We start from the raw sequence: 14157 nt of genomic DNA, 5'->3' as shown, positions 1-14157 counted from the left end.
TCAAGATTCAATCGCCTGATTTGACGCCGGTGACTCACCAACCGGTTGCTGTCCCCATATTGGGACTTCGGTCGTTGGGACATCTACCTTTGTCAGCCGATCTTCGAGAGCGATGCGCCACACCTCGTCGACGTTATCCACCGTTTCTATGGTGAGCGCCTGTTTGACGTCTTCGGGCAACTCGACAAGGTCCTTTGCGTTCTCTTTAGGCACGATCACTATGGTTATGCCGGCGCGGTGCGCCGCGAGAAGCTTCTCTTTTATTCCGCCGACCGGAAGTACCTTCCCCCGGAGCGTAATCTCGCCGGTCATCGCGACGTCACGGCGAACAGCGGCCTCCGTCAACACCGATACGATCGCAGTCGCGATTGCGATTCCCGCCGAGGGTCCGTCCTTTGGGATCGCGCCTTCAGGAACGTGCAAGTGCAAGTCGTACTTCTTGTGAAAATCAGGTGAGACGCCAAGCCGCTTCGCGCGCGCGCGCACGCAAGACAGCGCAGCCCGTGCCGACTCTTGCATCACTTCTCCCAGCTTTCCGGTGAGCGTGATGTTGCCCCGGCCCGGCATCAGCGTCGCTTCGATATGAAGAACTTCGCCGCCTACCTCGGTCCAGGCCAGCCCGGTTGAAAGTCCAATCTCGCTGTGCTCTTCAAGCGACTGCGGCCGGAAGCGAATCGGCCCGAGCAGGTCTTTCACCATCTCGCCTCCGATCGCCTCATGATATGTCGAAGGATCGTCGGACGTGAGCATTCGCCGCGCAAGCTTTCGGAGCACTGACGCGATCTCGCGCTCCAGGCTGCGGACCCCTGCTTCCCGCGTGTAGTACTGGGTGATCGTGCGTATACCGTCCTGGGTAAAATCGATCACCTCAGCTTTGAGCCCGTTGGCTTCCAGTTGCTTGGGCAGCAAATGCCGAACAGCGATCTCGAGCTTCTCGCGCTCGGTGTAGCCCGGCAGCCGGATTATCTCCAACCTGTCCTGAAGCGCCGGCGGAATCGTGTGAAGCACGTTCGCCGTCGCTATGAACATCACGTTCGAGAGGTCATATTCAACGTCGAGATAGTGATCGTGGAACGCGAAGTTCTGTTCGGGATCGAGCACTTCAAGCAACGCCGCGGACGGATCGCCGCGAAAATCCATGCCAAGCTTATCGACTTCATCCAGCATGATGAGCGGGTTTACAGTTCCCGCTTTCTTCATCATTTGAATTATCTGGCCCGGCAGCGCGCCGATATAAGTGCGTCGATGGCCGCGTACCTCGGCTTCGTCGCGCACGCCGCCGAGGCTCAGCCTGACAAACTTGCGCCCGCTGGCCTTGGCGATCGAACGGCCGAGGCTGGTCTTGCCAACCCCCGGCGGACCGACAAAACAGAGAATGGAACCCTTTGGACGCTCGACCAATTGGCGCACCGCGAGAAACTCGAGTATGCGCTCTTTGACTTTGTCGAGACCGTAGTGGTCGGCTTCCAAGACCTCATGCGCGGCCTTGATGTCTCGCACCTCGTCGGATTTCTCCGTCCACGGCACCGCAAGCAGCCAGTCGAGATAGTTGCGCGAGACCGTGCTTTCAGCCGACATCGGCGGCATCTGTTCAAGGCGGCGAAGCTCGGTTATAGCCTTCTCATAAGCGTCCTTCGACATCCCGGCGGCTTCGATCTTTTGCTTTAGCTCTTCAAGTTCCGCCTTCTCGTCCTTGCGGCCAAGCTCCTTGTGAATGGCCTTGATCTTCTCGTTGAGGTAGTACTCTTTCTGCGCTCGTTCCATCTGCCGCTTGACGCGGCCGTGGATGGCGCGGTCGACTTGTATTTTTTCCAACTCGACTTCGAGCACCTCGACCAGCCTCGCGAGCCGATCGGACAGCGAGAAGATTTCCAGCAGCCCCTGTTTGTCTTCGACCGAAATCTTGAGGTTGGAAGCGATCGTGTCGCACAGTCTGGCCGCGTCGTCGTTTCTAAGCGCGGAAGTCAGGGTCTCGGGGTTGCTCAGCTCGGTTGACTGACGCACGTACTGATCGACAAGCGAGCCGACCCGGCCTATCAGTGAATTCAAGCGAGAGCGCGGCTCCGTAGTCTCCGGCGCTTTCCTCAATGTCGCAAGCCAGTACTCGCCGTCGTCTTCGACGCGGACTGAACGCGCGCGTTCGACCCCTTCAACCATGACCTTGATGTTGCCATCGGGAAGCCGCAGGTTGTGAGTTATGCGCGCGATCGTGCCGACCGAATAGACCTGATCGACAGTAGGCTCATCGACCGTCGCGTCGTGTTGAGTTGCCAGAAAGATCGTCTTATCGCTGCGCAACGCCGCTTCCAGCGCGCGCACGCTCGCGGGCCGACCGATCACGAAGGCGACCATTGTGTATGGGAAGACGACCACGTCCCGAATTGGGACCATCGGGCATCTCACTACGTCCGTGGGTGTGCTGTCGCTGAATTCGTTCATTTCTTTTGTTGGTTTCTGGTTTCTAGTTTTTCGTTCCTAGTTTCTGGTTTCTCAGATCTGCGGAGTGGGTTCAACCAGAAACCAGAAACTGGAAACTAGCAACCAACTAGCCTGCCTTTTCCAAAACCGGGAACGTTGCGCGGCGGCTTTCGACCATCTCGCCCGTTACTACAAACTCCTTCACCTTCTTATGGGAAGGTAGCATGTACATCACGTCGAGCATCAGCTCTTCGAGAATCATTCTTAGTCCGCGCGCTCCTACTTTGCGCTCGCACGCCAGGCGCGCAACTGCAACCAGCGCGTCTTCGGTGAAGCGAAGCTTCACGCCCTCATACTCGAACAGCTTTTGATACTGCTTGACCAGCGCGTTCTTTGGCGCGGTCAGTATTTCCACCATCGCGCCTTCATCGAGTTCGTGCAGCGTACCGCAGACCGGAAGCCGGCCCACGAACTCTGGAATTAATCCGAACTTGATCATGTCCTCGGGCTCGACCTGTGCAAGGATCTCGCTGAGCCTTTGCTTACGCGCGCTCCTGACGTTGGCATTGAAGCCCAGAGCCTTCTTGCCAGTGCGCTTCTCGATGACTTTTTCGAGTCCGACGAATGCCCCTCCGCAAATGAACAGGATGTTAGTCGTGTCGACCGGAAAGAACTCCTGATGTGGGTGCTTGCGTCCCCCCTGCGGCGGTACGTTTGCGACTGTGCCCTCGAGGATCTTGAGCAGCGCTTGTTGCACGCCTTCACCGGAAACATCGCGAGTGATTGATGGGTTCTCGTCCTTGCGGCAGATCTTGTCGATCTCGTCTATGTAGATGATCCCGGTTTGCGCGCGTTCGATGTCGCCGTTGGAGGCCTGGAGCAATTTCAAGATGATGTTCTCAACGTCTTCGCCGACGTAGCCGGCTTCGGTGAGCGTCGTGGCATCGACGATCGTGAACGGCACGTTGAGCATCCGGGCAAGCGTTTGCGCAAGCAGCGTCTTGCCTGTACCGGTCGGGCCTATCAAAAGAATATTTGACTTCTGAATCTCGACTTCGGTCGCGCGGCGCTTGAGCATGTCGACGCGTTTATAGTGCTGATAAACGGCGACCGCCAGTCTCTTCTTTGTTTCTTCCTGCCCGATCACATAGTCGTCGAGGAATTCTTTGATCTCTATTGGCTTGGGGAGAGGCGGGCGTCGAGCGGCCGTTTCCTGTTGCTGATCATCGGTGATGATCTCGTTGCATATATCAATGCACTCGTTGCAGATATAAACGGTAGGCCCGGCAATCAGCTTCTTTACTTCGTTCTGCGATTTTCCGCAGAACGAGCAGCGCAGTGTATCGTCGCCTCGTCTCATCACTCTCCGATCCTACTGAAGTCTATCGCATCTGTCCTGGAGTCTTTGGAGGGGAAGGAAAAAGGCAAAAGTGGACTTCCGCTTTCCCCTTTTTCCTTCTTATCTCTTGCCTCTCACTCACGGTGCGTTATCACCAGATCTATCAACCCGTATTCTTTCGCCTGCTCGGAGCTCATTATCCGGTCGCGCTCGACGTCGCGCTCGATAACTTCAAGGGACTGCCCGCTATGTTTAGCCAGTATTTCGCTGGTCAACTGGCGCATTCGCATGATCTCTTCCGCGTGAATTCTGATGTCGGTGGCCTGACCGGATATTCCGCCGATGGAAGGCTGATGTATCAGAATCCGCGAATTTGGAAGTGCAAAGCGCTTGCCGTGAGCGCCGGCGCAAAGCAGCAACGCCCCCATCGAAGCACACTGCCCGACGCAGATCGTGGTCACGTCAGGTCGAATGAACTGCATAGTATCGTAGATGGCCATACCCGCCGTTATCGAGCCGCCCGGGCTGTTAATGTACAGTGATATGTCGCGGTCCGGGTCCTCCGCCTCCAGAAAAAGAAGCTGCGCTACTACAAGATTGGCTATCGTGTCGTCGATAGGAGTCCCTATGAAGATGATGTTGTCTTTTAGGAGTCGCGAGTAGATGTCGAAAGCGCGCTCACCGCGCGCGGTCTGCTCGACGACCATCGGTACGAGAGCCATATTCGGATTGTGCCCCCTGCGACTCATGTCAGCCACATCGCTATTATACGTTGCTCTGCCCATTGCCGGTAGTTTCTTTTTTGCGATACCTTAAGGGAAGCCGCTGGACCCGGGTCCGTTTGTGTCGAGGGACGCTGTTGAAGGTCGTTTCTAAAGAGCCTACTATTCCGCTTGCCCAACCTCGCCAGTTGTCGCCTCATCGGCGCCCAGACCTTCTATTTCCTCGGTTCGAATTTCGGCGGAAGCTATCACTAAATCAAGGGCTCTGCGGTGTCTGACCTGCTCCCTGATACTATCCAGCGCATTTTCCTTTGTCAAGCGTGCTCTCAGAGCCTCTTCTGTTTGTCCGATGCTGTCGGCAAACTGTTTGATCTCGCCTGCCAGTTCTTCCTCACTAACCTCGATTTTCTCCGTCTCGGTTATGCGGTCAAGGATAAACGATCCGCGCACTTCGCGTTCGGCACGCTCTTGCTGGCCGTCTCGAATTGTTTCCCAATCGATCTTCAGCAGTCGCGGGTCCATTCCCCGCCCCGACATCTGGCGAAACAGAGCCTTCATTCTGGAGTCGATCTGCTTCTCGACGACATATTCGGGAACATCGAAGCGATTTCGATCGACAAGCTTTTCCATCGTCGATGATCGAAGCTCAGCCTCTGATTTTTGCACTGCTTCCCGCTCGAGCTTCGAGCGAATGTCGGCTCGCAATTCCTCGAGGGTGTTGAACTCCTCGCTGACACTGCGGGCAAACTCGTCACCGACCTCCGGAAGCTCTTTGACGCGAACTGCGGTCACTTCCGCCGTGTAGTTGACCGGTTTTCCTGCGTATTTTTTTGGTTCGTAGTCGGCGGGATAGTCTACGGTAAAACTACGGACGTCTCCGGCCCGACTGCCTGAGAGAGCTTCGGTGAACTCTGTCAGCACCCCCGACCCGCCAAGCTCGATATCGAGGTTTTGTTGCTGGATGTCCTCGACGGGTGATTCCGCAGGTTCGGTTTCATCGACGTTAACGCGCCCGGTCAAGTTGACTGTCACTATGTCGCCAGTCTGGGCCGGCCGGTCTTCAACGGGCACAAGCTCGGCCTGGCTCTGACGCAAGCGGTCGATAGTGCTTTCGACGTCTTCATCGCGGATGTTGTAAATACGTTTTGTCAGCGGCAGCTCTTTGTAGTTTGACAATGTAAACTCAGGGGCCACCTCGACATTGAACGTTACGTCGATTGACTCGTCATCCTTAAACTTGAGGTCTTCAACGGACGGCTCTCCGATAACCTTCAAATCCTTCTCGCGAATAGCATCGCCCAGCGAATGCGGCAGAAGCTGAGAGAGCATCTCGTCGCGAAGTTCTTTACGAAATCTTGTTTTGACGACCGACTTGGGCACATGACCGGGGCGAAACCCGGGAACGTTGACCTTCCGTGCGAGGTCACCCGCAATCTTGTCGGTTTCCGCGCGAACGGTTTCGCTGGGAATCTCGAGCCGCAACTGTTTCTTACACTGTTCTCGATCTGTGACTGTTATTTGCAAAATCTCTTCTTGCCTTTCGGAGACGGCCATTGGAGGAGGCCGCTCGTTACCGGAATTTCATTATGGTGCGAAAGGGGGGACTCGAACCCCCATACCTTTCGGTACCAGATCCTAAGTCTGGCGCGTCTGCCAATTCCGCCACTTTCGCGTTTCAGAATATGAAAGATAGTGGATAGCACGGAGCGTTTGCAAACCACCTGCGCGGACAGGAGTCTGCTTGACAATGCGCGAAGTGCAAAACTAAGATGAGCCTGCTGCTAAAGAATCGAATCCCTATGCTTCGCAAGGTGAGCCGATGACAGAGATACTCGCGGTATTGCTCCAGGCGCAACCCAGGCCAGGTGCGCCGGCGTCTCCGACCACGGCTGCAACGCCTCCTATTTACGGGTACATCCCAATAGTGATCTTTTTCTTGATCGCGATGCTGCTGCCGGTTGTGCTTCTCGGGGTGTCGAGACTAGTTCAGCGCCGGGTGTTTGAACGCGAAAAACTGATGCCGTATGAGTGCGGCGTCGATCCGATCGGGGATGCTCGCGACCGTTTCTCAGTACGCTTCTACATAGTAGCGATGCTGTTCCTGATCTTCGATGTTGAGACGATATTCCTGTTCCCGTGGGCGGTGATCTATGATCGGCTTGCGCTGTTTGGATTAGCCGAAATGCTCCTGTTCATCGGGGTTTTGGTCGTGGGCTATTACTACGCCTGGCGCAAGGGAGCGCTCGAGTGGGCGTGAGAGATTTTGGATTGCGGATTTCGGATGCGGAATTTGGATACGGATCAAGGAGTTGATATCCTGCAATCGGGAAAGGGACGATGGCAAAAGAGAGAGAAGAAATAGTAGAGTCATCGAGCGGCATCATCACAACCACCGTTGACTTCGTTTTCAACTGGGCGCGTAAATCCGCGCTTTGGCCGATGACATTTGGACTGGCCTGCTGCGCCATCGAGATGATGGCCACCGGAGCATCGCGCTTCGACATCGACCGCTTCGGCGCGGGGGTCTTTCGGCCGAGCCCACGGCAGTCCGACCTGATGATCGTCTCCGGCACCCCGACCTTGAAGATGGCTCCCATCATCAAGCGCGTCTGGGACCAGATGCCCGAGCCGAAGTGGTGCATAGCCATGGGTGCGTGCGCTTCGACTGGCGGCCCGTTCCCCACTTATTCAACGCTGCAGGGTGTCGACCGGATTGTTCCGGTCGATGTCTATATACCCGGCTGTCCGCCTCGGCCTGAGGCGCTGCTCTACGGGCTAATGCGACTCCAGGACAAGATAATGCAAGAGCACCCGACGCGCTTCATGTTCGGCCGTGGCAGCGTGAGCCAGCAGGATGTTGAAGGCGCCGCGGCCGAGAACACTGAAGCCGGCGAGAATGCTGCGGCGTAGATCAAATAAACAATCCGAGTTGAAGGCGCAGGCCGTTGCTTTGCCTGCGCCTTTCTTGTTTGAGGGAAGCAGTGCGTCGAGAGCCCACAGAGCTTGAACGAAGGCTTATCGAGCGAATAAGACGCGAAGGCGCGATTACGTTTCGCGCCTTCATGCAATCCGCACTCTATGACCCTGAGCTGGGCTACTACAAGACCGAACGCCCGAAGATCGGCGCGCAAGGTGACTACTACACTTCAAGCAATGTTCATCCCGCCTTCGGATGCTTGCTGGCACGTGCGTTTGCCGAGTTGTGCGCCGGCTCAGACGAGCCGTTGACTATCGTCGAGATGGGCGCAGGCACCGGGCAGCTAGCCTATGATGTCCTCTCGGGGTTACGGGATGAGCATCCAGCGGCCTTCGAGCGTCTGGCGTACGTCCTTGTCGAAGCGAGCCCGGCCATGCGAGCGCTTCAGCAAGCTAAGCTGAATGGCTTCAAGGACCACATTCGCTGGTGTGAGTTAGAAGAGCTTGAGCGCTCGCCAGTCAGCGGAACCGTGTTCTCAAACGAATTTGTCGATGCGTTGCCCGTGCACCGAGTCCGTTACGTGAGCGGGGCACTTGAAGAATTGTATGTGGAGGCTGGCCCCAACACTGATGAGGCGTCCCTGGCGTTGGTTTGGAGTAAAGCGTCGACTGAGAAGCTGACCCAATATGTTGAGCGCATCGGCGTAACGCTTCGGCAAAGCCAGATACTCGAGATCAACCTCGACATGATCGATTGGCTTGCGCGAATCGCGAGGGCATTACGGCAGGGGTTCCTGATCACCATCGACTACGGCGATACCGCTCAACATTTGTGCGCTCAAGATCGAGAATCGGGCACGCTTCGATCGTTTTACCGGCACAGGCTGATTGATTCGCCTCTCGAACGGATAGGTGAGCAAGACATAACCGCGAGCGTCAACTTCACGGCGCTCATTGAACACGGTCGCGACTTCGGGTTTGAAACGGTTAGCTACGAGCGGCAGGCGGCTTTCTTGATTCGAATGGGCTTGATCGAAAGGGTCGTCGACGGCGGATCACTCCGGTCGCCGGGAGACTGGAAGGATCGCCTGGCGTTGAAGAACCTCTTTGTTCCGGGCGGCGTCAGCGAAAACTTTCGCGTGCTGATCCAAAAAAAAAGCCACGCAGCAGCACTTTGATTTAGGTCTGGTCGCGCGACTTTCTTCGTGCTCACAACGTGTTGGTGTAAGCGGCGGCCACTTATTTGGAGCTTTTTGGGCTTCGGTTAAGTTCAAGGCGACAACTAACTCCGCCGACCGGATTCTCACTCAGTTCTGAGTATTGCGATGTATGGCAGGTTGCGGTACGACTGCTGATAGTCCATGCCGTACCCGACCACAAACACATCCGGGATCTCAAACCCCCGATAAGAAATTGGGAGGTCGATTAATCGCCGCGCCGACTTATCGAGCAGCGCGCATATCTCGACGCTTGCGGGTTTGCGTTGCCTGAGCGTCTGCAAAAGGTAATTGGCAGTCAGTCCGGTATCGATGATGTCTTCGACCAGAAGCACGTTGCGCCCGGCAATACTCTCGTCGAGATCCTTAGTTATGCGCACGACCCCTGAGCCCGGCTGAGCTGCGTAACTAGAGATTCCCATGAAGTCTATCGAGCACGGAGTAGTCATCGCGCGAAGCAGATCTGCGGCGAAGATGAATGACCCTTTGAGTATCGCAACGACGACAAGGTCTTTTCCCTCAAACGCTTGTGAGAGCTCCTGGCCAAGCTCTGAAACCCGCTCCTGGAGCCGTTTCTGAGGTATCAGCACTTTTCGAAGCTCGGTTGAACCGACAGAAAAATCTTTCATAAGAAATTTCGTGCGTGGATGCATTTTTTTGTTGACAAAAAAATTTCCTATGTTAGTATCACACCCGCTCGGTTGGCAACAACCGGGTCCGATCCCGAGAGGTTGAAGTTGAAATTCTCTAGTTCGCGGTCTCGTTGATGCCTCGCAAGGGGCGCTGACGGAACGCGGAACTTCAGTGTGGTGGCCGAGGCCCGAAAGGGTTTCGCACGCCAGGGTCTTCGGATCTTGGCGACAGGGAGTTCGCAAGAATTCCCAACATTGACGCTGAGGGCCTGAGAATGGAAGCGGAGATCACTCGGGATCGTTATCTTATTGCTAATTCCTTTTCTCTCGCTGCTTATCGCCGATTCGGCTAAGTTTCTTCTGATCGCACCCACAACGTCTGACTTCATGTACGCACTCCCATTATCCTAAAACCTCCCGCTAGCGGCGAACTTCTCAATTAGCTTCCGGTAGTCAGACGCGTAAAGCACTTTGATATTAACCTCTGGGCATAGCTCGCGAAGCCGGCGAATCTTGCGGTTCTTTTTTGTAACAAGCGGTTGCTTCGCGGTGGTCAGCTCGATGTAGAGATCGTGATCGGGCAGGTAAAAATCCGGCGTAAAGCTGCTGGCCACGTTCCCCTCATCGTCCCACTCGATGGCGAAGGTGCGCGGCTCGTATTGCCAGGCGATGTGGTAGAAGTCGAGGATGCGCGCAACTTCCGCTTCCGACTCGTGGGCAAAGCTGATTGGGTGCTGACCGCGAGGCGCAGGCTCGTCATCGTCGCCGAAGTTTTCCTCGAGTACGGCGACCGCGCGCTTAAGCTCGGGAAGGAGCGCCGCCGGAATCTCGATGGTGTGTTCAGTCGAAATCGTCCCCGCCGGATGCTGCTCTTTTATCACTATGAACGGGTGGCCCTCGCGCTCGGCGATGTGGATCGTGATCTCGGCGCTGGTGCTGACGCTAAATCGGCTCACCTCATCGGGTTGTTCTTGGGAGTAGTTGCTGGTCATAGCGAAACCTTCTTGCTCGAAACTGGGCATTGATCCTGCTGGCTCGAAGCGCAACCAACCTCTGTCTCCGCGCGACAAACGCGAGAGCCTCACTTATGGGGCTTTGGTCAAAGCGGCGATACGCTACTTTAGTCGTCATTCAAAAACGACGAAACCCCCGGCTTGCGTCCGGCAAAGGCCGCAAATACGGGGGTCAATCACGCCGGAGTCTACCCCATCGCCGACTTGAATACAAATTATTCTGGAAGTTCTGGCGGCGATGGCTCGTGGCAGGGGCTAGGGCAGTCGAGATCCGAGTGTGGGCAAAAACAAGCTAGCCCGGCCAAACCCTGACTCGGATAGCTTTTCGTTTGCTATCGTTTCATAGCGGAGTATAATCGCAAATAGGTGGGGTACCGAATCCACGGTCAATAGTCGGCAAGCTTAGAGATGGCTCGTCGAGCAAAATCGAGGCCCACTTTCTAGTGTCTTGCAGCCTCGCACCAGGAGATACAAATGAAGATCACCAAGATTGCGATTGCGACAATAGCTATCCTCCTCAGCGCCACGTCGCTTTTGGCGCAGGACCGAAAGTCAATCTCACCAAGCGAGATGAGCAGCTACGTCGTCTCCGCGAAAGCAGGAGTAGTCAATGTCGTTGAAGGCCAGACAAGCGTCACTCGCGTTAAGGCATTGGCGACGCCGAGTTTGTTGATCTCCGGCGACGAGCTTCTCAGAGGCGATAGCGTGAAGACCGGCTCAACGGGGCGCGCCGAAATACTGCTTAACCCCGGCTGCTATCTGCGTCTGGGCGAGGGGAGCGAGTTCGTCTTCTTGTTTGACGGCTACACCACCAACACCATCAAGCTCTTGCGGGGCTCGGCTATAATCGAGGCGTCGGCGCTCGATGCCTCGATAAGGGTCGAAACCCCCAAGGCAAAGTTTGAGATCGTGCGCGCCGGGCTTTATCGATTCAATGTCGGAACGGACGCGAAGGCCGAGGTTGCGGTCCGCCGAGGCCGAGTCTTCGTCGGCAATTCGACTATCAAAGAAGGCAAGAGAGCGGTGGTAGATGGCGACACGGCGGTTATTGCCAAGTTGAAAAAGCAGGAAGTGGATGAGCTGGATAATTGGAGCAAGGAGCGAGCGAGAGCGCTGATCGCAACAAACAGCAGACTGTCCAATAAAGGCATGAGGCGCAGCCTCGGCATATCGCTTTTGTACAACTCCTGGATTTACGATCCGTTTTGCCGGTGCTACACGTTCCTGCCTTACACTGGGGGGTTCGGATCACCGTATGGGGGGACCTACGCTGTCTGCAATCCGTACTGGTACAACTATTATGGGCCGCGGTACAACAACGGCGGTTGGCCCAGCGACGGAAACCGAGGTGGTCAACCCAGCACTGGGGGTGGTTCGGGCAACGGCAGCAGCTCGGGTGGCGCTGGCTCAAGTGGAGGTGGGAGAGGCGCCGTCGGCGGCAATCAACCTCCTCCTACCCCATCTCGAACTATGGGCGGAGGCGCGCGCAGCTCTGAGCGGGAAAGACCGTCGCCTCGCCGACCATAAAGATCCAAAAACAGTGTGTGAAAATCTCAAGGCGCCGAGTGCCAGGTTCACGTTTAGGCACTCGGCGCCTTTGGGCTTTGTTCACGGGTTCGGTGCTTGCCTTTCAATCCAACTAGACTCGGGCTAGAATTCCCGACGCGGAAGGGACAGTTGCGGGTCTATGGCCTATATCGTTGATGGCAACAATGTAATGGGCCAGACGCCTGGGTGGCACCGCGACAAATCAAAATCTCGAAGAGCGCTGCTCGAAAAGCTGGCAGCCTTCGCCACAGCGAAGAAGGCTCGTGTGACTGTAGTCTTTGACGGAGGCGCCGACAGCGAAGTTCCTGAAGGATCAGCTTTTCACGGCGTGAAGGTATTGTATGCCGAGCGAGGATCTAATGCCGACGCGCGGATCGAACGCCTCGTCGAAACTTCGCCGGACTCGCGCGGTCTGACCGTGGTCACCTCTGATCGTCACCTGGCTTTTCTAGTCAGATCGCGAGGAGCGTCGGTGGTCCGGTCAGGCGAATTCAGAAAGCAGATCGAGCGCATCATCGAATTGAAACCGAAAACCGAGGACGGCGAACAGTTTGAAATGGGCGATCTTGATGGCTGGTTGAGATACTTCGGCTCATTGCCCCAGGACGATGAGATCAGTGATGAATGAGCGCTTAAGAAATCGGTCAGATCCGGCTTTGGGAGGAACGGCCATGGTCAGTAGCGAAGCTTTTGAAAAACCTCGTGCGTACCGAGACGTTGGGGTGGGCGAGCTACTCACGCTGCTTGCGCGGGACTATCCGCAGAACGAGGCGTTGATCTATCCCGACCGCGGCTTGCGATACGATTTCAGCCAGCTTGAATGGCTCGCTCGCAAAACTGCCAAGGGCTTGCTTACCCTGGGCGTCGAAACCGGTGACCGCGTAGCGCTGTGGGCCCCGAACATACCCGAGTGGGTTGTGCTGCAGTTCGCGCTGGCGAAGATCGGAGCGGTGCTTGTCACTGTCAACACAAGTCTGCGTGGCGCTGAAATCGAATACTTGCTCAAACAGTCCGAGAGCTGCACTGTGATAACCGTCGCGGGTTTTCGCGATGTCGATTATGTGGAAACTATCTACGACATAGTGCCTGAGTTGCGCGAGTCCGACGAAGGAGCGCTGCGCTCGTCGAGGCTGCCGTTTCTCCGCAACTTGATCTACATCGGCGACGAACATCCCGGTGGAATGATTCGCTATGATTCGCTGCTCTCCCGGTCCGAAACAATAACTGACGAACAATTGGAGGCACGCATCGCAACACAAGGCCTCGACAGCGTAATCAACATGCAATACACGTCTGGAACGACCGGGTTCCCGAAGGGCGTGATGCTTACCAACCGCAACATAGTCAACAACGGATACTGGCTTGCAGAAGGGCTCGCGCTGACGCCGCATGACAAGCTCTGCGTGCCGGTACCGTTCTTTCACTGCTTTGGCTGCGTGATCGGTGTGCTGGGCGCGTACACCCACGCGGCTTCGCTAGTGCCGCTCGAAACCTTCGACGCGCTGCGCGTTCTTCAATACATTGAAGCCGAGCGATGCACGACGCTTTACGGGGTGCCGACGATGTTCATCGCCGAGCTCGAGCAACTGGATTATCACAACTTCGATATGTCGAGCCTGAGGACCGGCATAATGGCCGGGGCGCTCTGCCCGGAGCCGCTGATGCGCAAGGTCATGGAGCGCATGCACCTTACCGAGCTGGCCATCGCATATGGGCTTACGGAGGCATCGCCCGGCATCACGTTGACGCCGCGCGACGACAGCGTAGAGCTTCGTACCCAGACCGTGGGTCGCGCGCTGCCCGAAGTCGAAGTCAAGATCGTAGATACGGCAACCGGTGAGGAATGCGGAGGTAACACTGTCGGCGAACTATGCTGCCGGGGCTACAACGTGATGAAGGGCTACTACAACAACCCGAAGGCGACAGCAGAAGCGATCGACGAAGATGGATGGTTGCACACCGGCGACCAGGCTACGATGGATTCTGAGGGCTATGTCAGAATCACCGGCCGAATAAAGGAGTTGATTATTCGGGGCGGCGAGAACATTGCGCCGAAAGAGATCGAGGACCTCCTGCGCGGCAATCCGAAGATTGTCGACGTCTATGTTTACGGAGTCCCGGATGAACGGGTGGGGGAAGAGGTCGCCGCGGCAATCAAACTGAAACAAGGCGAGACGGCGACCCTCGACGAGATTCGGGACTTCTGCAACGGACGCATCGCGCGCTTCAAAATCCCACGACAAATTCGTTTCGTCGACTCCTTCCCGATGACCGCCTCAGGCAAGGTGCAGAAGTTCAAGCTGCGCGAGATGCACATCGCGGAACAAACAGGTAAAGGGTAAGAGGCCAATG

At 56.2% G+C, this 14157-nt stretch carries 12 protein-coding genes and 1 tRNA gene; 6 read left to right on the top strand and 7 right to left on the bottom strand.

Annotated features, from left to right (window positions below):
- The 5 genes from lon to AABO57_20605 all read right to left on the bottom strand — a co-directional run bounded on the left by lon (position 1) and on the right by AABO57_20605 (position 6151).
- Positions 1-2439, bottom strand: a complete 2439-nt coding sequence (gene lon, locus AABO57_20625; GenBank protein ID MEK6288131.1) for an endopeptidase La — start codon at positions 2437-2439, stop codon at positions 1-3.
- A 106-nt stretch (positions 2440-2545) separates the two neighbouring features.
- Positions 2546-3778 (bottom strand): ATP-dependent Clp protease ATP-binding subunit ClpX, encoded by a 1233-nt coding sequence (gene clpX, locus AABO57_20620; protein MEK6288130.1) that lies wholly within the window; start codon positions 3776-3778, stop codon positions 2546-2548.
- 113 nt (positions 3779-3891) lie between these two features.
- Entirely contained in the window at positions 3892-4479 is a 588-nt protein-coding gene (clpP, locus tag AABO57_20615) for an ATP-dependent Clp endopeptidase proteolytic subunit ClpP (protein ID MEK6288129.1), read from the bottom strand.
- Between the two features lie 162 nt (positions 4480-4641).
- A complete protein-coding gene (tig, locus tag AABO57_20610; GenBank protein MEK6288128.1) occupies positions 4642-6003 on the bottom strand; it encodes a trigger factor in 1362 nt (453 codons plus the stop codon).
- A gap of 63 nt (positions 6004-6066) precedes the next feature.
- Positions 6067-6151: transfer RNA gene (locus tag AABO57_20605), tRNA-Leu, on the bottom strand.
- Between the two features lie 273 nt (positions 6152-6424).
- On the opposite strand from AABO57_20605, the gene AABO57_20600 reads away from it, so the two are divergent.
- The 3 genes from AABO57_20600 (at position 6425) to AABO57_20590 (ending at position 8573) form a co-directional block, all read left to right on the top strand.
- Complete coding sequence (locus AABO57_20600) at positions 6425-6736, top strand: NADH-quinone oxidoreductase subunit A (GenBank protein MEK6288127.1); 312 nt, start codon at positions 6425-6427, stop codon at positions 6734-6736.
- A gap of 80 nt (positions 6737-6816) precedes the next feature.
- A complete protein-coding gene (gene nuoB / locus AABO57_20595; GenBank protein MEK6288126.1) occupies positions 6817-7389 on the top strand; it encodes an NADH-quinone oxidoreductase subunit NuoB in 573 nt (190 codons plus the stop codon).
- 71 nt (positions 7390-7460) lie between these two features.
- Positions 7461-8573, top strand: a complete 1113-nt coding sequence (locus tag AABO57_20590; protein MEK6288125.1) for an SAM-dependent methyltransferase — start codon at positions 7461-7463, stop codon at positions 8571-8573.
- 125 nt (positions 8574-8698) lie between these two features.
- On the opposite strand, the gene hpt is transcribed toward AABO57_20590, so the two are convergent.
- Entirely contained in the window at positions 8699-9241 is a 543-nt protein-coding gene (hpt, locus tag AABO57_20585; protein MEK6288124.1) for a hypoxanthine phosphoribosyltransferase, read from the bottom strand.
- A 410-nt stretch (positions 9242-9651) separates the two neighbouring features.
- On the bottom strand, positions 9652-10236 hold the full coding sequence (locus AABO57_20580) for a hypothetical protein (protein MEK6288123.1): 585 nt from the start codon (positions 10234-10236) through the stop codon (positions 9652-9654).
- Between the two features lie 495 nt (positions 10237-10731).
- Here AABO57_20580 and AABO57_20575 point away from each other — a divergent pair, with 495 nt between their 5' ends.
- From AABO57_20575 to AABO57_20565, 3 genes are all read left to right on the top strand, one after another.
- Positions 10732-11784: a FecR family protein gene (locus AABO57_20575; GenBank protein ID MEK6288122.1), complete on the top strand. Its 1053-nt coding sequence runs from the start codon at positions 10732-10734 to the stop codon at positions 11782-11784.
- A gap of 160 nt (positions 11785-11944) precedes the next feature.
- Complete coding sequence (locus tag AABO57_20570) at positions 11945-12433, top strand: NYN domain-containing protein (GenBank protein MEK6288121.1); 489 nt, start codon at positions 11945-11947, stop codon at positions 12431-12433.
- Positions 12434-12476: 43 nt separating this feature from the next.
- Complete coding sequence (locus AABO57_20565) at positions 12477-14147, top strand: AMP-binding protein (protein ID MEK6288120.1); 1671 nt, start codon at positions 12477-12479, stop codon at positions 14145-14147.
- Positions 14148-14157 lie beyond the last annotated feature (10 nt).

This window comes from Acidobacteriota bacterium, from assembly GCA_038040445.1.
GTDB lineage: Bacteria > Acidobacteriota > Blastocatellia > UBA7656 > UBA7656 > Onstottus_A > Onstottus_A frigus.
This window is presented reverse-complemented; position numbering and strand designations above follow the sequence as displayed.

Coding starts and splice junctions, on each gene's coding strand:
- lon (MEK6288131.1), bottom strand. CDS start 2,439: ATGAACGAATTCAGCGACAGCACACCCACGGACGTAGTGAGATGCCCG.
- clpX (MEK6288130.1), bottom strand. CDS start 3,778: ATGAGACGAGGCGACGATACACTGCGCTGCTCGTTCTGCGGAAAATCG.
- clpP (MEK6288129.1), bottom strand. CDS start 4,479: ATGGCTCTCGTACCGATGGTCGTCGAGCAGACCGCGCGCGGTGAGCGC.
- AABO57_20600 (MEK6288127.1), top strand. CDS start 6,425: ATGCTGCTGCCGGTTGTGCTTCTCGGGGTGTCGAGACTAGTTCAGCGC.
- nuoB (MEK6288126.1), top strand. CDS start 6,817: ATGGCAAAAGAGAGAGAAGAAATAGTAGAGTCATCGAGCGGCATCATC.
- hpt (MEK6288124.1), bottom strand. CDS start 9,241: ATGAAAGATTTTTCTGTCGGTTCAACCGAGCTTCGAAAAGTGCTGATA.
- AABO57_20580 (MEK6288123.1), bottom strand. CDS start 10,236: ATGACCAGCAACTACTCCCAAGAACAACCCGATGAGGTGAGCCGATTT.
- AABO57_20575 (MEK6288122.1), top strand. CDS start 10,732: ATGAAGATCACCAAGATTGCGATTGCGACAATAGCTATCCTCCTCAGC.
- AABO57_20570 (MEK6288121.1), top strand. CDS start 11,945: ATGGCCTATATCGTTGATGGCAACAATGTAATGGGCCAGACGCCTGGG.
- AABO57_20565 (MEK6288120.1), top strand. CDS start 12,477: ATGGTCAGTAGCGAAGCTTTTGAAAAACCTCGTGCGTACCGAGACGTT.